At 75.1% G+C, this 17,854-nt stretch carries 11 protein-coding genes; 4 read left to right on the forward strand and 7 right to left on the reverse strand.

The window, feature by feature from the left end:
• The first annotated feature begins 18 nt into the window (after nt 1-18).
• Nucleotides 19-2,184 carry a tetratricopeptide repeat protein gene (locus QP089_RS05450; protein ID WP_285910193.1) on the forward strand — a complete coding sequence of 722 codons (2,166 nt, stop codon included), beginning with the start codon at nt 19-21 and terminating at the stop codon, nt 2,182-2,184.
• On the opposite strand, the gene QP089_RS05455 is transcribed toward QP089_RS05450, so the two are convergent.
• On the reverse strand, nt 2,176-3,831 hold the full coding sequence (locus QP089_RS05455; protein ID WP_285910194.1) for a hypothetical protein: 1,656 nt from the start codon (nt 3,829-3,831) through the stop codon (nt 2,176-2,178). The two genes, QP089_RS05450 and QP089_RS05455, sit on opposite strands and share 9 nt — an antisense overlap.
• A gap of 183 nt (nt 3,832-4,014) precedes the next feature.
• On the opposite strand from QP089_RS05455, the gene QP089_RS05460 reads away from it, so the two are divergent.
• Together QP089_RS05460 and QP089_RS05465 are read left to right on the forward strand one after the other, a co-directional pair.
• A complete protein-coding gene (locus tag QP089_RS05460; RefSeq protein ID WP_285910195.1) occupies nt 4,015-4,680 on the forward strand; it encodes a CHAT domain-containing protein in 666 nt (221 codons plus the stop codon).
• Between the two features lie 62 nt (nt 4,681-4,742).
• On the forward strand, nt 4,743-7,091 hold the full coding sequence (locus tag QP089_RS05465; RefSeq protein WP_285910196.1) for a tetratricopeptide repeat protein: 2,349 nt from the start codon (nt 4,743-4,745) through the stop codon (nt 7,089-7,091).
• A 15-nt stretch (nt 7,092-7,106) separates the two neighbouring features.
• On the opposite strand, the gene QP089_RS05470 is transcribed toward QP089_RS05465, so the two are convergent.
• From QP089_RS05470 to QP089_RS05480, 3 genes are all read right to left on the reverse strand, one after another.
• Nucleotides 7,107-8,438, reverse strand: a complete 1,332-nt coding sequence (locus QP089_RS05470) for a serine hydrolase (RefSeq protein WP_285910197.1) — start codon at nt 8,436-8,438, stop codon at nt 7,107-7,109.
• The gene (locus QP089_RS05475) at nt 8,435-9,034 is read right to left on the reverse strand and encodes a DUF3887 domain-containing protein (RefSeq protein WP_285910198.1); all 600 of its coding nucleotides are present in this window, start codon (nt 9,032-9,034) and stop codon (nt 8,435-8,437) included. The genes QP089_RS05470 and QP089_RS05475 overlap by 4 nt, the downstream gene beginning before the upstream one ends.
• 239 nt (nt 9,035-9,273) lie before the next feature.
• Nucleotides 9,274-9,726 (reverse strand): VOC family protein, encoded by a 453-nt coding sequence (locus tag QP089_RS05480; RefSeq protein WP_285910199.1) that lies wholly within the window; start codon nt 9,724-9,726, stop codon nt 9,274-9,276.
• A 137-nt stretch (nt 9,727-9,863) separates the two neighbouring features.
• Between QP089_RS05480 and QP089_RS05485 the strand changes: the two genes are divergently transcribed.
• Nucleotides 9,864-13,253 (forward strand): protein kinase domain-containing protein, encoded by a 3,390-nt coding sequence (locus QP089_RS05485; RefSeq protein ID WP_285910200.1) that lies wholly within the window; start codon nt 9,864-9,866, stop codon nt 13,251-13,253.
• A gap of 4 nt (nt 13,254-13,257) precedes the next feature.
• On the opposite strand, the gene QP089_RS05490 is transcribed toward QP089_RS05485, so the two are convergent.
• The 3 genes from QP089_RS05490 to QP089_RS05500 form a co-directional block, all read right to left on the reverse strand.
• Nucleotides 13,258-14,553, reverse strand: coding sequence for a protein kinase domain-containing protein (locus tag QP089_RS05490; protein ID WP_285910201.1), 1,296 nt, complete (start codon nt 14,551-14,553; stop codon nt 13,258-13,260).
• On the reverse strand, nt 14,546-16,897 hold the full coding sequence (locus QP089_RS05495) for an AAA family ATPase (protein ID WP_285910202.1): 2,352 nt from the start codon (nt 16,895-16,897) through the stop codon (nt 14,546-14,548). The genes QP089_RS05490 and QP089_RS05495 overlap by 8 nt, the downstream gene beginning before the upstream one ends.
• A gap of 166 nt (nt 16,898-17,063) precedes the next feature.
• Nucleotides 17,064-17,603, reverse strand: coding sequence for a hypothetical protein (locus QP089_RS05500; protein WP_285910204.1), 540 nt, complete (start codon nt 17,601-17,603; stop codon nt 17,064-17,066).
• Nucleotides 17,604-17,854 lie beyond the last annotated feature (251 nt).

The following is a 17,854-nucleotide window of genomic DNA, read 5'->3' on the forward strand; positions in this document are numbered from 1 at the left end:
CCCGCGGACGGTGCCGCAGTGGCCGACGACGAGCACGCAGACGGCAACCGCTTCGAGGGGCGTGCCCGCAATGTCGTCCAGGCCGGGCGCGTCGAGGTGATGAACGTCTACGGCGGGCGCTCGGAACCGGAGGAGCCGCCGTACGCGCTGCCGCCCGCGCCGGCCCGCTTCCAGAACCGGGCGCCGCTGCTGCGGCTGGCCAGCGAGGCGGCCGCCGCGGAGCGTCCCGGAGGCGAGCCCGCCCTGATCATCGTGGCGGGGCTGCGCGGGGTCGGGAAGACGGCGATGGCCGTGCACTGGGCCGCCCTGGAGCGCGACCGGTTCCCCGACGGGCTGCTGTACGCCGACCTCGGCGGCGGGCTGTCGCGCCGCGGCCTCGGCGGCGGCCTGGGCGAGACGGCCACGACCCTGCTGGAGCAGCTCGGGGTGTCCGGCGAGCACCTGCCGCGCTCGGACCAGGGGCGGCTGGCGCTGCTGCGGACGCGCCTCGCCCGCCGGAAGGTGTTCCTGCTGCTGGACAACGCGCGGCTGCCCGGCGAGGTGGACCGGCTGCTGCCGCCCTCCCGGGACAGCGTCGTGTTCGTGACCACCGACGGCTCGCTGTCGGACGTCGGCGACCTCGCCGGGCGGCACGACGCCGAGGTGATCCTGCTGCGCGAGCTGTCCGAGCGGGACGGCCTGGAACTGCTGCGCGGTCTGGTCGGCGGCGAGACCGTCGACGGGGACGCCGAGGGCGCCCGGGCCCTGCTGCGGGTCTGCGGCGGCTGGCCGCTGGCGATCCGGCTGGCGGCCGGGCGGCTGAAGGTCCGCCGGGGCACGCGCCTGGGCGACCTCGCCGCCAGGCTCGCGGCTGCGCCGCCCGGGCCGCGTCCCGTCCCGCGCGGCGAATGGACCGTGCACGTGCTCGGCGACGAGGTCTACGCCGAGATGCCGGACGAGCTGCGCCGGGCGTACCGGCTGCTGAGCCTGCATCCGCGCGGCGGCGACCGGCCGACGCCCGTCCCGCACGGGGAGCGGGGGCCCGCGCTGCGGTTCGGGCAGGGCGCGGCCGCGGCGCTGCTGGGCCGTCCCGAACCGGAGGCGGCCCTGCTCCTGGACGCGCTCGTCGACCGGCACGTCCTCGACGAGGACGCCGGGCGCTACCTGTTCCCCGACCTCATCCGCTCCCATGCGCGGGCGCTGGCGGAGCAGGAGGAGGAGCAGGCGCGGGACGAGGCCGTCCGGCGCGTGGCGGACTGGTATCTGCGGGCGGCCGTCCAGGCGGACCTCGCGGTCAACGCGCACCGTCCGACGAGCGGGCCCGTCTACCGGGAGCTGCGCGGCGCGCCGTCCCCCTACGGGACGGACCGCGCGGCGGTGAACGCGGCGCTGGCCTGGTTGAACGCCGAGCACCGCAATCTCTGCGCCGTCGTCTACTACGCCGGTGACCGGGGCTGGCACGATCTCGCCTGGCAGTTGTGCGAGGCGCTGTGGGGCTTCTACTTCTCGCTGAAGCACTACGACCAGTGGATCGAGACGCACCGGATCGGCTTGCGGGCCGCCGAGGAGCTCGGTGATCCGGCGGCCCGTTTCCGGGTGGGCGTCCAGCTCGGCCGGGCGCTGTACGAGACGCGGCGGTTCGGCGAGGCGCACGCGGTGCTGGAGCGGACCCTCGCGATCACCTCCGACCCGCTCGACCGCGCGACCGTCCTGGAGTTCATCGGCCGGGCGCACCAGGACGCCGGCGACGCCGAACGCGCCCTCGGCTACCTCGTCCGGTCCAGGGACCTGGAAGAACGGCATGACCGGCCGCGGGGCGCGGCCATCAAACTGCACCACATCGGCCGCGCCCACCACGCGTTGGGCGACGAAGGCGAGGCGCTGCGCTGCCTGGAACGCGCGCGGGCCCTCTTCGCGGACGTTCCCGACGCCTACAACGAGGCCCGGGTGCGGATGACGCTCGGCGCGTTCCACCTGGAGGCGGGCCGCGTCGAGGAGGCGGCCGCGGCCCTGGAGGCGGCGCTGGAGACGATGCGCGCGGAAGGCCGGACCTTCCAGATCGCGGAGATCACCGAGTTGCTGTCGAAGGTCGCCGAGACGACCGGCGACGCGGCGGGCGCGGCGCGGTTGAGGGAGGCGGCCATCGCCGCTTATGACGAGGTCGGCAGCCTCAAGGGCGAGGAACTGCGCGACCGGTCACGCTGACACGGTCTCGCACGCGAACGGGACGAGGGCGCTCCCGATGCGGAGGGCGAGGCGGGGCGGCAGCGCGTCCGGCTCGCTTCCGCCGGCCAGCCAGGCCAGCACCGCCGACGCGAGGACGGCCGGGTCCACGTCGGCCGCCGTGCGCAGTGCGAGGACCCGCCCGTCCGGCAGGCGGAGCAGGCAGGAGCCGTCCGCGCCGGTCTCCGCGACAGCGGTGTCCGCCTCCCCGGAGGCGGTGCCGTGCCGGTTGACCAGGAGGCCGGCGAGCCCGCGGAGGCGGTGGTCGGTCTCGGTGCCGTCCACCACGAGGTGCCGGTGGCCGCGCAGCGGGACCGTCCGCAGGTCCGCGGTTTCGGCGGGCGTCCGTTCGACGGTGAAGACGGCGCGGCCCGGCTCCTGCTCGATCACGACCCCGGCGAGCAGGGCGGGCCGCTCGGCGTCCTCCCAGCGCCGCGGTTCCGGACGGGGCGGCGGCACGGGCGGCACCCGCACCGGCGTCGCGGGCGGCGCGAGTTCCAGCAACCGGTACATGGCCGATCGGAGCACTTCGGCGGAATGGCCCTGGACGGCGAAAGCCGCGTCCGCCACCTTTTTCGCGCCGCCGGGAATTGTGCCGCCGATGACCGAGCCGATCTGCTCGGAAATCGGCTCGTCGCCGAGGAGTGCGCTCGCGGCGCCGAGTGCGGCCATGGCCGTACCGGGAACCACGCGCTCCGCAGGAAAGGCGCCGAGGAGCACCGGACGGCCGAGCGCCGCCGCGTACAGCGTGACGGACCCGTGGTCGCCCACCACCGCGTCGGCGGCCACCAGCGCGGCCCGCCATCCCTCGCGTGGCGGGATCACCAGCAGCCCGGCCCGGCGGCAGTCGGCCAGCCACGCCCGCAGCTGCCACGGCCCGTGATGGTGCCAGACGTTCGGATGGATCACCGCCGCGACCTGGTACTCGTCGGCGGGAAGCTCGGCGAGCAGCCGCGCCGGCAGCTCCGGGCGGCGGCCCAGCAGCGAGTCCGGGCCCCAGGTGGAGGACGCCACGACGAGCCGCTGCCCGGCGCGCAGCCCGAGCGCGGCCCGGTACCGGTCCCGCCACGGGACGCTCGCCACCAGCCGGTCGAAACAGGGGTCCCCGGCGACCAGCGCCCTTTCCGCGGCCTCGGGGCACTGCTCGGCGAGCCGTTCCAGCTGCTCCTCGTGCGAAAGGACGACGACCGAGGGAACGACGTCGCCGCCGTGCGTCAACTGCTCGCGGCTGAGCCCGTAAACGGGGCTCCCGGGTTCCGGGTTCCGGGTTCCGGGTTCCGGGTTCCGGGTCAAATGTTTATTGTATCCCGCGCCGTGCGGGACGTTCAGCAAAGGCGCCTGAACGGCATGCAGAGGCCCGCTGCTCGCCGCGGCGATCGCGAGGTCGAATTCCCTTCGCACGGCCTCGTCCCAGTCCAGCGTCCGCACCTCGAGGTCGGCGAAGAACGCGGCGACCCCGCCCGGGACGGTGGCGCCGGGGATGCCCGTGAAGAGCACCTGCACGCGGCGGTCGGCCTCCAGCGGGGCGAGCGCGTCCAGGAGGCGGGTCATCGACGTGACCGAGTGCACGACGGCCAGCACCGAACGGTCCGTGCGTACCGTCGCCCCGTCCGGGTCAGGTCCGGTCACCGTCGGTGGTTCCCTCCGTCCGCGCGCCATGGCCCGGCCACTCTATCCAGGCAAACCGCCACAACAAGGACGAATACCCCCGCGCGGGAGCGGCCCCGCCGGACGGGTGGTGGCCGGTGCCGGACTGTGGTGGGGTGTTGGGCGGTGCGTCGGCGGGCGGCTGGTTCGGCGGGAGGTCGGTGGATGGCGGCGGGCGAGCGGGAGGATCCGCGTCCGGAAGGGCTGCGGGTGCTGTATCTGACGGCGTCGGCGCGCGGGGACCTTCGGGTGGACGAGGAGGTCGGCCGCGTCCAGGAGGCGGTGCGGGCGGCGGTGCACCGCGACCGGGTGCGGATCGAGCACCAGCCCGCGGCGACCCTCGGCCGGTTCCTGGACGGCCTGACCCGCGTGGTCCCGCACGTGGTGAGCTTCTCCGGCCACGGCGAGGAGGGCGGCCTGGAGTTCGACACCGGCGCGGACCGCCGTGGCCGCCCGCACCGGCTCCCGGCCGAGGTCATCACCGACGCGCTGGCCGCGGTCGACGTGAAGCCGCAGCTCGTCGTGCTGAACGCCTGCAAGACCCACGCGCACCTGGAAGGGCTCGTGCGGGTGGTGCCGATGGCGGTGGGGATGCGCGGCAGCGTGGGGGACCCGGCCGCGATCGCGTTCGCGTCCCGGTTCTACGCGGCGCTCGCCGACGGGCAGTCGGTGCGGGCGGCGTTCGGGCTCGCGAAGGTGCAGCTGGCCGGTCAAGGGTTACCGGACGCCGACCTGCCGGTGCTGGAGTGCGCGCCCGGCGTCGATCCGGGCGGGGCCGTGCTGGTGGTGCCGCCCCCGGACCCTTCGGCGCCGGATCCGGTAACGGCCTGACCGGGTCCGGCGCTCTCCCGGGCCACCCGCCCGCGCCGCCCGCGCCGCCCGCGCTGCCTCCGGTGGCGCGGGTGCCGGCGGGCGGGGCGGTGAACCTGCCGCGGCTGCCGTCACCGGTGTTCGTCGGCCGCGACGAGGCCCTCGGCGGCCTGCGCGGCGCCGTGCGGGACGGGCCGGGCGTGATCGCGCAGGCGGTGGTGGGCCTGGGCGGGATCGGCAAGAGCGAGCTGGCGCTGCAGTACGCCGACCGCCGTCGCGGCGACTACGACCTGGTGTGGTGGGTGCTCGCCGAGAACGCCGACGCCGTCCAGGCCGGGCTCGCGGACCTGTGCCGGGCGCTGTGCGCGCCGGTCGCGTCGGCCGCCGCGGCGCAGGCGCCGGCACCGGAGGCGGCGGCATGGGCGCTGGCGTGGCTGGCCGCCCACGACCGCTGGCTCGTGGTGTTCGACAACGCCGAGGACGTCGCCGACCTGGAACCGCTGCTCGGACGGCTGCGGAGCGGGCACGTCCTGGTGACCAGCCGCCGCACCGTCGGCTGGGACGCCATCGGCACCGTGCTGCGGCTGCCGGTGCTGCGGCACGACGACGCGGTCGACCTCCTGGAGACCCTCACCGGCCCGGCCGGTGGCGCCGGCGACCTGGCGGAGGAACTGGGCGGGCTGCCGCTGGCGCTGCGGCAGGCGGGCGCCTACATCGCGGCGGTCCCCGGCATGACCGTCCGGACGTATGCCGGCAGGCTGCGGGAGTCGGCGCACTGGGCGGTGAGCGCCCGGCCGCCGCACGGGTTCGGCCGGCGGCGCAGCGACCAGCAGGTGGTGGCCGCCGTCTGGTCGGTGACCATGGACCGGGTCCGGGACGAGCATCCGCTGGCGGGGCAGGTGATGCGGCTGCTGGCGTGCTTCGCGCCCGACCGCCTCCCGTGCGACGTCCTCTACGGCCTGCCCGACACCGACCCCGTCGAGGTGGGGGAGGCGCTGGCGGCGCTGGCGTCCTACAGCATGGTCGAGCTGTCGGCCGACCAGCGGTATGTCAGCGTGCACCGCCTCGTCCAGGCCGTCACCCGCGCCGCCCTTACCGACGCCGACCACGAGCACGACCGGACCATGGCCGCCGAACTGATCCGGAAGGCCCTCCCGGACACCCCCAAGGCGATCGAGTCCTGGCCGAGGTGGGCCGAACTCCTGCCCCATGTTCGCGCGGCGCTCGATCCCGCGTCCGACGCCATGGCCGCCGTCCTGGAATACCTGTCCGCCAGCGGGAACTACCGCGCCGGTCTCGAGCTCCAGCGGCTGGCCACGACCGCCCTGGAACGCCTTCACGGCCCCGAGCACCCGTTGACGCTGGCCTCGCATGCCAACCTCGGCTACTGGACGGGAGCGACCGGCGACGCCGTGGGCGCCCGCGACATGTACGCGGCACTGCTGCCCGTCCGAATGCGGATGGCGGGCGCCGAGCACCCCAGTGCGCTGTCCACGCGCGCGAATCTCGCCCGCTGGACCGGCGAGGCCGGGGACGCCGCGGCGGCCCGGGACATGTTCGCCGCGCTGCTGCCCATCAGCGAGCGGGTGCTGGGCGCGGAGCACCCCAACACGCTGAGCGCCCGCGCTTACCTCGCCAGCTGGACGGGCCGGGCCGGCGACGCGGTGGCGGCTCGGGAGATGTTCGCGGCATTGCTGCCGGTCAGCGAGCGCGTGCGCGGGCCGGAGCATCACCAGACGGTGACCGCGCGCGCCAACCTCGCCTTCTGGACGGGCGCGACCGGTGACACCGCGGGCGCCCGGGACATGTTCGCCGCGCTGCTGCCCATCAGCGAGCGGACGCTGGGACCCGAGCATCCCGAGACACTGACCGCCCGGGCGAATCTCGCGGGTTGGACCGGTGATGCCGGGGACGCCGTGGCGGCGCGGGACATGTTCGCCGCTCTGGTCCCGGTGCGGGAGCGCGTGCTGGGGGCCGAACACCCCGAGACACTGGTGGCCCGAGCCGGTCTCGCCCATTGGACGGGCAGGGCGGGGGACATGGGCGCCGCGAGGGATCTTTATGCCGGGCTGCTGCCCGTCCGTGAGCGGGTGCTGGGGCCCGAGCATCCCGACACGTTGAGCGCCCGGGCCGGTCTCGCTTATTGGACGGGTGAGGCGGGGGACGCGGGCGCCGCGAGGGATCTTTATGCCGCGCTGCTGCCCGTCCGCGAGCGGGTGCTGGGCCCCGAGCATCCCGACACGCTGACCACGTGGGCCAACCTCGCCCAATGGACGGGCAGGGCCGGAGATGCCGTGGCCGCCCGTGACCACTACGTGGAGCTGGTGCCCGTCCGGGAACGCGTCCTGGGCGCCGAACACCCCCACACGTTGACGGCCCGCCGCCGTCTCGCCTACTGGGCCAAGTGGGCCGCGCGGCGGGACGGCGGCTGAGCCGCAGCGGCCGGGTCAGCGGGTGGCGAGCTGGACGCCGGCGCGGGCCACGGCGAGGGCGTCCAGGGCGACGGTGCCGGTGAACGCCGTCTTCGGGTCGGACAGCATCACGCTGGTGACGATCGTCCGGCCGCGCGAGGTCCGGGCCAGGTAGTTCAGCGTGAGGACGCCGGGTTCGCTGCCGCCCTTGAACCAGACCTTCGGGTAGGCCGCGCGGTCCAGGCCGATGCCGCCGTCGTTGATCGACAGTGCCTTGCCGACGCCGGACTGGCCGGGGCGGGCGGACCGGTCGTCCAGGCCGTCGAACGCGGCGCACACGTCGGTCGGGGCGGCGAACCATTCGATGGAGTCGATGTCGCGCGGCTGCTGCCACGGGGTGATCTGGGCGAGCGGGACGGCGTCGAGCCCCAGCAGCGCGGCGGCGCGCCGGCTCTGCGGCAGGGCCAGGTAGCGGTCGGCGCGGGCGGGGTAGCCGGCGCCCTTGAGGGCGAACATCTCGCGGGTGGTGAGGAAGGGGCGGTCGCCGCGCTGGTGCCGGTTGCCGAGCCGGGTCAGCTCGGTCTCCACGGCGGCGCGTCCGAGGCGGTGGACGAGGTGGTCGGCGGCGGTGTTGTCGCTGATCGAGATCATGTAGTCGGCGTACTGGCCGAGGGTCAGCGTCGTGCCGGCCGGCTTGTCCTGGAGGATCCCGGACGGGAGGCTCTTCCAGGCGTCCTTGACGGGCATGGTGGTGTTCCACGAGACCGTGCCCCGCGCGACGGCGTCGGACAGCGCGCCGAGCACGTAGAGCTTGAACGCCGAGCCGAGCGGGCGCGGGGTGCTCGCGTGCAGGCCGTGGACGACGCGGCAGCGCCCGCCGGCCCCGATCTCGAACGTGGCGTAGGACGCGCGGGGTGCGAGCCGGTGCAGCTCGGCGTCCAGGTCCTTCCAGGTGCCGGGCTGCTTGGCGAGGTACAGGCCGATGATCATGCCGGACGCGTCGGTCGCGACGGTGACCAGGAGCGAGGTGCGGCGCGCGCCGGTGAACCAGCCCACCGCCTGGGTCTTGGACGACTTGGCGGGCTCCTGCGCCGTGAGCGGGCCGTTCTGGGCGAGCGCTTTGGTCAGCCCGGCGGCGCCGCCCATCGCGGCGAGGGAGGACGCGGCGACGTGGGCCCTGGCGTCGGCGTCGCTGATCGGCAGGTGCCGGGACGCGGAGACGACCCAGTCCAGCTGGTCGCCCGCGGTGGGGGCGGCCGCCGTCTCGTGGGCGGCGGTGCGCCGGGCGGGGGCGGAGGCGGCGGTGCAGGCCGTGGCGCCGGTGACCAGCGCGGTGGCCAGGGCGAGCAGGCGCGTGGCGGTGTTCATGGGGCCTTTCCGGGGGGTGTGATGAACAGGCCCGCGACCTTGCCGTCGCGGGAGTAGGCGACCTTCCCGTTCATCTCGCCGGCCTCGAAGAAGAGGACGACGTCGACGACGGTGTGGTCGCCGGCCTGGTGGACGACGGGCCGGCCCATCCGCTCGTACGCGCCGACGGTGCCGACGACCTGCGCCCACACCGACGCGAGCCGGTCGGTGCCGATGGCGTCGCGCATGGTGGCGTCGAAGTCGCGGCGGGCCGCCTCCCAGTCGCCCGCGGCCAGGTCGGCCAGCAGGGAGACGGCGAGGTCGGCGGCCTCCGGCAGCGCGTTGGCGGCCATGGGGACTCCCGTCCTCGGGTCGGCCGGGCGCCCGAAACGCTGGAACGCGGCCTGCCGGGTGGTGCCGAGCACGTCGCCGATCTCCTGCCAGGTGCGGCCGGCGGCGCGCGCCGTGTCGACGGCGCGGCGGAGCAGGTCGTCGGCCCGGCGGGTCACCTCGACGGCGGCGGCCACGGCGTCCATCGGCGCGGACGCCGATCCGGACGCCGCGGCGGCGGCGAGCCGCCGCGCCGCCTCCGCGAGGGTTCCGGCCATCTCGGGCATGTGGCCAACGCTGCCACCGCCCTCGAGCAGCGTCAAGTCAGTATTTACGTCCTGTCCTGCCTCAGCACGCTTTTCCGCCCGTGCCCGGCGTGCCGCACTCCGGCAGGTGGCATTGCAGAACCTCCGCGTCCTCCCAGGCCCGTCACGCCTTGGCAGAGGCTTGCCGCAGAACTCGCACGTGCCGCCCATCGCGCCGTCCACCTTTCCGTGCCATCACTCTGGCACGAAAATAGCACGATTTAAGAGCGTGCCTCCTCATCGATCGCGGGCATCGACGGCCCGTCCGGATGCCAGGTCTCCAGGAACGACGCCTGGACGCTCCGATCGACCAGCTCGACGTGGGCGCCGATCGAGTCGACGCGGTGGTAGGCGAACGGGCGGCCGTAGGGGCAGCCCGAGAACGTCTCGGTGAGCCCGTCGGCGGCGAGGCGCGCCGTCCCGGTGGCGAGGTCGGTCGTCCAGTACCCGAGGTGGTGGAAGCCGGGCCTTTCGGTGTCGCCCCAGGGGCCGCCGGGCGGGGCCTGGATCAGCTCGATGAACGGCGGCCCGTCGGAGAAGACGATGCGGTAGTCCCATTCCCCGATCCGCCCGTCCACGGGCTCGCGCCAACCCGTCCCGGTGACGGCGCCGAGGTCGCGCATCGCCGCCTCGAGATCCGGAACGGTGAAACAGACGTGGTAGAAACCGGTCATCGCGTACCCGCCGCTCCCTCTGTGGTGGTTCCGGCCGCCACCATGATCACAGAGGCGGCGGCCCCGCCCCGAACGATCGGCGGCGCGCGGCCGTCCAAGCCAGGGGAACGGCGCGCGGGGCATCGGAGGGCTGCTCGATGGGGCTGGACGGCACCGACCGCCCGGAGGCTTCCGGGATCTGGCGGGTGGGCGACGTGGTCGACGGGCGGTACCGGGTGACGCGCGTCCACGAGCACGGCGGCATGGGGCTGGTGCACCGGGTCAGGCACCTGACCTGGGGCATCGATCTGGCGGTGAAGAGCCCCCGGCCGGAGGCGATCGCCGACGCCGCGGGCCGGGCGCGGTTCGTCGCCGAGGCGGAGAACTGGGTGTCGCTGGGCCTACACCCGAACGTGTGCGGCTGCCATTACGTCCGCACGCTCGACGGGGTCCCGCGCGTGTTCGCCGAGTACGTGCCGGGCGGCTCGCTGAACGAGTGGATCGACGACGGCCGGCTGTACGAGGGCGGCCCGGCGCGGGCGCTGGAACGGATCCTGGACGTGGCCGTCCAGACGGCGTGGGGGCTGGAGCACGCGCACGGCCGGGGCCTGGTCCACCAGGACGTCAAGCCCGCCAACATCCTGCTCCACGCGGACGGGACGGTGAAGGTCACCGACTTCGGGCTCGCCGGGGCCCGGTCCGCGGCGGTCGCCGGGGACGATGTCGGCAGCGCGGCCGTGACCCGGCGCGGGCAGACACCGCAGTACGCCTCGCCGGAGCAGTTCGCGGGCGAGCGGCTGGGGCGCCGCACCGACGTGTACAGCTTCGCCGTGTCCGTGCTGGAGATGTTCACCGGCGGACGGACCTGGATGGTCGGCCCCGCCGCCGGCGAAGCCCTCGAACTGCACCTGGCCGAGGGCCCCGGCGACGGGCTCCCCGCGATCCCGGCGGGCCTCGCCGCCCTCCTGACCCGATGCCTGCGCGACGAGCCGGAGCGGCGGCCCGGCACGATGGCCGAGGTCGCGGACGAGCTCGTCGCCGTGCACCGGGCGGTGACCGGGCGCCCGTACTCGCGTCCGGCGCCGGCCGCCGCCGAGCTGCGCGCCGACGAGCTCAACAACCGGGCGCTGTCGCTGCTGGACCTCGGCCGCGCGGGCGAGGCCGACGAGGCGTTCGCCGCCGCGCTCGCGGCCGACCCGCGCCACCTGCCCGCCGCCTACAACCGGATGGTGGCGCGCTGGCGGCGGGCCGCCGCGACCGACCTGGAGGTGGTCGAGCGGCTCATGGAGTTCCGGCCCTTCGACGGCGGCCCGCGGCAGGCCCGTCACCTGCTCGCGCTGGTGGAGCTGGAGCGCGGGAACGTCCGGCGGGGCCGCGAGCTGCTGGGGGAGATCGTCCGGGAAGAGCCCGGGGAGGCGGAGGCGAGGGCGGTCCTCGACGCGGTGCCGGATCCGGGCGAGCCGCCGGTCGCCCGCGTACCGGCGCCCTGGAGCGAGGACAGGAGCCACAACTACCCGGAGCCGGGCGCGGTGCGGTTCCTGACCGGCGGGCGCCACCTGCTGTACGGGGAGGGCCGGGGCCGCCTGCGGCTCTGGGACGTGCACCGCGGCGAGAGCGCCATGAGCATCAGGGCGCATGAGGGGCGCGTGCGTTCGGTCGACGTCGCCCCGGACGGGACGCTGGTCGCCTCGGCGGGTGAGGACGGCGCCGTGCGGGCGTGGCACCTGCCCAGCGGCGCGGCCATGTACTCCTACGGCCCGGAGGGGCGGCAGCGGACGTCGTTCGTCGCGGTCCGTCTCGGCGCCGGGCCGTCCCGCTCCGGCGTCCTCACTCTGGCGCGTTCGGGACGCCTGCACGTCTGGGACGAGCGGACGATGCGGCCCCGCGGGACGTACGAGCTGTCCGGCACCTGGGCCAGGGGGCCGGTCGAGCTCACCGCGGACGGTCGTCAAGCTTTCGTCCGCGACGGCGGCGAGGGCCTGCTCATCGATCTGGAGACGGGCGCCGTGAGGCGGATCGCGTTCGGGGCGCCGCCGTCGGTGCTGCGGCTCGCGGGCGACGGGCGCACCGTCGCCGCCGCCCGCGACGGCGACATCGGCGTGTGGGATCTGGAGACGGGACGCCGCGTGCGGACCCTGACCGGGCACGCGGGCCCGGTCGGGGCGCTGGACTTCTCCCCGGACTCCCGGTCGCTGCTGTCGGGCGGTTCGGACGGCGCCGTCCGGCTGTGGGACCTCGCCACCGGACGGTGCCGCCGCACCCTCCTCGCCGCCGAGTCCGGTGCGGACCCGGTGATCCATGTGCAGTTCGGGCCGGGCGGCGCGACCGCGATGGCGGCGGGGCGGTCCAAGGACCTGCGGTTCTGGGACCTGCGGGCGCCGCGTCCCGCCCCCTACCAGGTGGCGGCGCCGCGCCGGGCCGACGAGATGAACCGGCACGCCGTCCAGGTGCGCGACCTGGTGACGCGGGCGGAACGGGAGCGGGCGGAGGGCCGCCGTTCCGCCGCGCTGGCGCTGCTCGAACAGGCGCGGACGGTCCCCGGTTACGAGCGGGCGCCGCAGGTCATGGACGCCTGGCACGAGCTGAGCCGGCACCTGGAGCACACCGGGGTGCGCGGCGGGCGGCTCGTGGCGGCGCTCGCCGGCGGCGGCGGGGGCGTCGCGTCGGTGGACGTGAGCGCGGACGGCGCCGTCGCCGCGTCCGGCATGAGGGACGGCACCGTGGTGATCTGGGACCTGGCCGCCCGCCGCCGCACCCGGACCATCACGGCGCACCGGGGCCGGCCCGGCTTCACCCGCGCCGTGGTCGCGGTGCGGCTGACCGGCGACGGCCGCGTCCTGACCGCGTGCGAGGACGGGCATTTCCGTTCCTGGTCGCTCGGCGCCGAAGACCCGCTGGCCGAGTGGGCGGTGGTGCCCGTCCGCGGGCCGGGGCGCAACCTCACCGCGGCGCACTTCACCCCGGACGGGCGGCGCCTGCTGGTGGGCGCCGCCGGCGACTGCCGGCTCGGCTGGTGGAACCTGGACACCGGCGAGCGCCTGTGGACGTGCGAGGGCCACGGGGGGGACGCGGCGGTCGCGCTGTGGGCCGGCGACCGCGGCGGGACGGCGGTGTCGGCCGGGCGCAACGGCTCCGTCCGCGTGTGGGACCTGGCGGACGGGCGGCTGCTGCGGCGGCTGAAGGACTACGGGGGAACGCCCGGTTCGGTGTGCCTGAGCCCCGACGACCGGCTGGCCCTGGCCACGTTCCGGGACGGGCGCGGCCCTTCCTCGCGCATCTGGGACGTCCGGAGCGGGCAGCCGCTGCCCGGCGGAGGCGGGGCCGCGCCGGTGGGGCGGTTCACCGCGGACGGGCGGTTCGCGGTGATCGAGGACGAGGAGTCCGCGCTGCGCGTCCTGGACGTGCGCGCACGCCGCTCGGCGGTGCTCGCGCGGCACCGCATGAAGGCCGCGGCGATGGCGCTGACCCCCGACGGGCGCTACGTCGTGAGCGGCGGCCGGGACGGCGAGGTGCGGGTGTGGGAGATCGACTGGGAGCTCGGCACCTGACGTCTCAGCAGGCGAGAAGGGCGTCCCGGAACTGCGCCGCCGTCGTGAACCCGAACGCCGGCTTCTCGCGCAGCGCGGTGTCGACGGCCTCGGCCAGGGCTTTCGGAACGCGGGGCGCGCGCTCGCGCAGCGGCACCGGCGGTGCTTGCAGGACGACCCGCCACGGGTCCTTGCCGGGCGGGAAGTCGCGCGGGACGTCGCCGCAAAGCGTGTTGTAGAGGCAGGCCGCCGCGGCCCAGACGTCCACGGCCGGTGCGGCGTTCTTGAAGTCGATGACCTGCCGGCGCGCCATGAACACCGGTTTCCCGGCGGTCGCGCCGGTCCTGGTGAGTCCGCTGAGCCCGGCCTGGTCGAACGCCTTCGCCAGCCCGAAGTCGGCGACCTTCGCCACGAGGGTTCCGGGGTCGTCCTCGTGCAGCAGGATGTTCGACGGGCTGAGGTCGCGGTGCACCACGCCCTGGTCGTGCGCGTGTTCCAGGCCGTCCAGCACCTGGAGGAAGAGCGGGACGGCCTCGTCGGCCGGGAGCCGCCCGCCCCGCCGGGCCACCAGCCGGTCGAGGCTGCCGCGCGTGCAGTACTCGATCGTGAAGTAGAAGACGCCGCCGGACGAGCCGAGGTCGTGCAGGGCGGCGATGTTCGGATGGCGCAGCATCCTGGTCAGTTCGGCCTCCCGCAGGAACCGGGCGCGCGCCGTGGGGTTCACCGCGACCCTCGGCAGCATCAGCTTCAGGGCGACCTCGGCGCCGGTGGAGTCGTCGCGGGCCAGGTAGACGGCGCCCATTCCGCCGCGCCCGAGTTCCCGCAGGATGGTGTAGCCGGGGATCAGCGTCGCGTTCCCGCCGCGCGCGATCTCCTCGAGGAGCGCGGCGACGTCCGCCGGGTCGAGGGAGGGCGCCGACAGTTCGTCGCCGGTGTCGGGGGCGTGGATGCCGACGCGGAACACGGTGTCGCCGATGCGGATCTCGTCGCCGTCGGCGAGGTCGTGCTCCGGGTACCGGAGCAGCGCGGCCTCCTCCGGCGTCTGGTGCCGTTCCCGCTTGCCGATCCTGCGGCCGTTGACGTAGGTGCCGTTGAGGCTGCCGAAGTCGCGGATGCGGGCGGCCGGCGGGTTGACGTCGATGAGGCAGTGGTGCCGCGACACCTTGCGGTGGTGCTCGTCGTCCGGCAGGCGCGGCGAGCAGTCGGACGAGCGGCCGAGCACGCAGGTCGTCCGCTCGTCGAAGACGAACTCCTTGCGGTCGAGCCGCCCCTTGACCAGCGTCAGCGTGACGGCGGGGGCCATCCGCCTCGTGCTACTCACGGTCCTCCTCGTCCGATGCGAAGACCAGGTCCTCGCCGGCGGCGCCGACGAGAAGCCGCGTGCCGTCCGCGATCCGGCCCGCCACCAGTTCGCGGCCCAGCGGCTGGACCAGCAGGCGTTCGACGGCCTGTTCCAGCGCCCGCGCGCCGGACCGCGCGGCGTCGCCGTGCCGCAGCAGCAGGTCGCGGGCCTCCTCGGTCAGCCGCAGCGTGATCGAACGGTCCGCGAGCCGGTCCCGGACGCGGGCGAGCACCTTGTCGAGGACCTGCCGCCGCGCGGCCTCGTCCAGCGGCGAGAACACCACGATCCGGCCGATACGGCCGAGCAGCTCCGGGCGCAGGGCCTCGCGGAGCGCGGCCATCACGCGTTCGGTCCCGGACTCCCGCTGCTGCACTGCGGCGCGCGCGGGCGCGAAACCCAGGGGCTGCTTCGCCGCCGCGGGCGCGGTCCCGGACGCGCCGAGGTTCGAGGTCATGACGATCACCGCGTCGGTGAACGAGACGCGCCGCCCGCGCGCGTCGGTCAGCCGCCCCTCGTCGAGGATCTGCAGGAACAGGTCCAGGACCTCCGGATGCGCCTTCTCGATCTCGTCGAACAGCACGACGCTGTGCGGATGGTCCCGCAGTGGCCCGCTGAGCTGGCCCTCCCGGTCGTGGCCGAGGTATCCGGGCGGCGCGCCGAGCAGCCGGGAGACCGCGTGCCGCTCCTTGTACTCCGACATGTCGATGCGGACCAGCCGCCGCTCGTCGTCGAACAGGAACTCCGCGAGCGCCTTGGCCAGCTCCGTCTTGCCCGTGCCGGTCGGGCCCGCGAACAGGAACACCCCGGCGGGGCGGTCCGGATCGCCCAGCCCCGCGCGGGACGCGCGGATCGTCTCGGCGACCGCGCGGACCGCCTCGTCCTGCCCGGCCACCCGGCGGCGCAGCCGCTCCTCCATGCCGAGCAGGCGGTGCGCCTCGTCGGCCTCGACCCGCTCCAGCGGCAGGCGGGCGCGCTCGGCCACGGCCGCCGCCACCTCGGCGCGGCCGATCCGGGCGGGCCCGCGCGGCCCGTCCTCCGGGCTCAGCGTCCGGATCCGCGCGGCCGCGCACGCCTGGTCGACCAGGTCGATGGCCTTGTCCGGCAGCCGCAGGTCGGGCAGGTGCCGGACGGCCAGGTCGACCGCCGCCGCGGGCACGTCCGGGTCGATGCCGACTCCATGGTGCGCGGCGAGCCGCGCCCGCAGCCCGCCCAGGATCGTCACCGCCTCCGACCGCGTCGGCTCCTCGATCCACACCGCCTCGAACCGGCGTTCCAGCGCCGGATCCGACTCGATGTGGCGCCGGTACTCCTGCGGCGTCGTCGCGCCGACGCAGCGCAGCTCGCCGCGCGCCAGCGCCGGCTTCAGGATGTTCGCCGCGTCGGACGCGCCGCGCCCGCCCGCGCCGAGCACCGTGTGCAGCTCGTCGACGAACAGGATCACCTCGGGCGCGCCGGCCGCCTCCGCGAGGACGCCCTGGATCCGCTCCTCGAACTCGCCCCGGTACTTCGTGCCCGCGACCAGCGCCGACATCGACAGCTCGATCAGCCGGGACCCGGCCAGCGCCGCGGGCGCGTCCGCCGCGACGAGCCGCTGCGCCAGCCCTTCCACGACGCACGTCTTCCCGACGCCCGCGTGCCCGACCAGGACCGCGTTCGCCTTGCGCTGCCGCACCAGCACGCGGGCCAGGCGGCGCAGCTCGTCCCGCCGTCCGATCAGTTCGGGGAGCTTGCCGCGGCGGGCCAGCGCGGTCAGGTCCCGGCCGTACTTGCCGAGGAGTTCCAGCTCGCGGTCCGGCGGTGGCCGTCCGAGGTCTGCGGGCGGGACGGTACCGCGCCCCAGCTCCGGGAACAGGGCGGCGAGCGGGTCGGCGACGTCCAGATCGGCGAACGCCTTCGACGACCACCGGTCGGGTCGTTCGGCGATCGCCCGCAGCAGGTGCAGCGGCCCCGCCTGGGACGGTTCGGCGAGCTGCGCGGCCCGGCCGAACGCGTGGTACGACGCGCGGCTGCGGTGCGGCGGCCGTTCGGGCATCGGTCCCGCGACGGTGGAGGCGAGCAGCGTGCGCAGCCGGCTCCGCAGCTCCACCGGGTCGACGCCGGCGGCGGCGAGGCGTTGGCGCAGCAGCCGGCCGTCCGCGCGCAGGGCCTCCAGGTCGACGGGAGTCGACTCGGCCCCGGCGAAGACCTCTGCCTGGTCGGGACGCGTCAGCCTGCTCAGCCCGATGAGCAGGTGCCCGGGCTCCACCGCGAGTGCGCGCCCGGCCCGCGCCTCGTACCGCGCCAGGCGGAGCACCACGCGGACGCCCCCGCCGAACCGGCTCACCGCTTCCTCGCGGAGGACGTGCCGAGCTGCGGACTCCGGGGCATGGCACAAATCTAATAGCAGTCAAACAATAATGTCTATTTGCATTGGGCGAACTCGGCCCGAACGCGGCGGGCGGGCACGACCCCGCGCAGGGGCCGTGCCCGCCCGGGCCGGCGGCCGGGAGCTAGCCGGTCAGGCCGAGCAGTGCGTTCAGTTGCGCGATCAGCGCGGGGAGCCCGGTGATGTTGCCGGCGCCGTTGAGCAGGCCGGCGATGGCGCACAGCAGGTTGCCGAGCAGGTTGCCCGGACCGGAGACGGCCGTGATGTCCAGGACGACCCGGTCGAGGTGCACCTTCAGGCCGAGCAGGTTGAGGTCCAGCGGGCCGAGCGTCAGGTGCAGGATCGGGCAGGTCGCGGCCGGCAGCGCGAGCGGCGCGGACACCGGCGTGCTGTTGACCGTGCCGGTGGTGACGCCGGACGCGTTGCGCATCGTCCCGCTGACGGTGCCGTTGAGGTTGATCTGGCGGCCCTCGGCCGTGAAGGCCGACGGGACCAGCGTGCCGGTGAACGTCGACCCGTCCTCAGCGGTCCCGCTGACGGGGATGCTGGCGAGCGGGGCCGGCGCCGCGGGCCGCTGGCGCGCCGAGGCGGGTGCGATGGCGAGGGCCAGGGCCGTCACCAGCGCGATCGCGATCGCGGACAGCTGAAAGGCAGCTCTTTTCATGGACGCGTTCCTCCATTTCGAATTGCGTCTCTTGCGAAGAGGGTGCCTGCCTTACCCGTGCTGGACCCTGGTACACGTTAAGGAGAAGAGGTAGAGTGATCATTGGTATTCGTGCCTGGTAGGCGCCCTTGCGACCCCCCGAGAATGACCGCTTCGGGTCAATGTGCAATCCCGTGTAAACGCATCGCGGGGTACGGGAGTCCTTGGACGAATTCCAGTGAAAACTTGCCGCTCCACTTCGACCGGCCGAA

Source organism: Actinomadura opuntiae (assembly GCF_030283205.1).
In the GTDB taxonomy this organism is placed as follows: Bacteria; Actinomycetota; Actinomycetes; order Streptosporangiales; family Streptosporangiaceae; genus Spirillospora.

Bases quoted from the DNA above. Each gene is read 5' to 3' on its own strand.
- QP089_RS05460 (WP_285910195.1), top strand. From the start codon at position 4,015: ATGGCGGCGGGCGAGCGGGAGGATCCGCGTCCGGAAGGGCTGCGGGTG.
- QP089_RS05470 (WP_285910197.1), bottom strand. From the start codon at position 8,438: ATGAACACCGCCACGCGCCTGCTCGCCCTGGCCACCGCGCTGGTCACC.
- QP089_RS05475 (WP_285910198.1), bottom strand. From the start codon at position 9,034: ATGCCCGAGATGGCCGGAACCCTCGCGGAGGCGGCGCGGCGGCTCGCC.
- QP089_RS05480 (WP_285910199.1), bottom strand. From the start codon at position 9,726: ATGACCGGTTTCTACCACGTCTGTTTCACCGTTCCGGATCTCGAGGCG.
- QP089_RS05485 (WP_285910200.1), top strand. From the start codon at position 9,864: ATGGGGCTGGACGGCACCGACCGCCCGGAGGCTTCCGGGATCTGGCGG.
- QP089_RS05500 (WP_285910204.1), bottom strand. From the start codon at position 17,603: ATGAAAAGAGCTGCCTTTCAGCTGTCCGCGATCGCGATCGCGCTGGTG.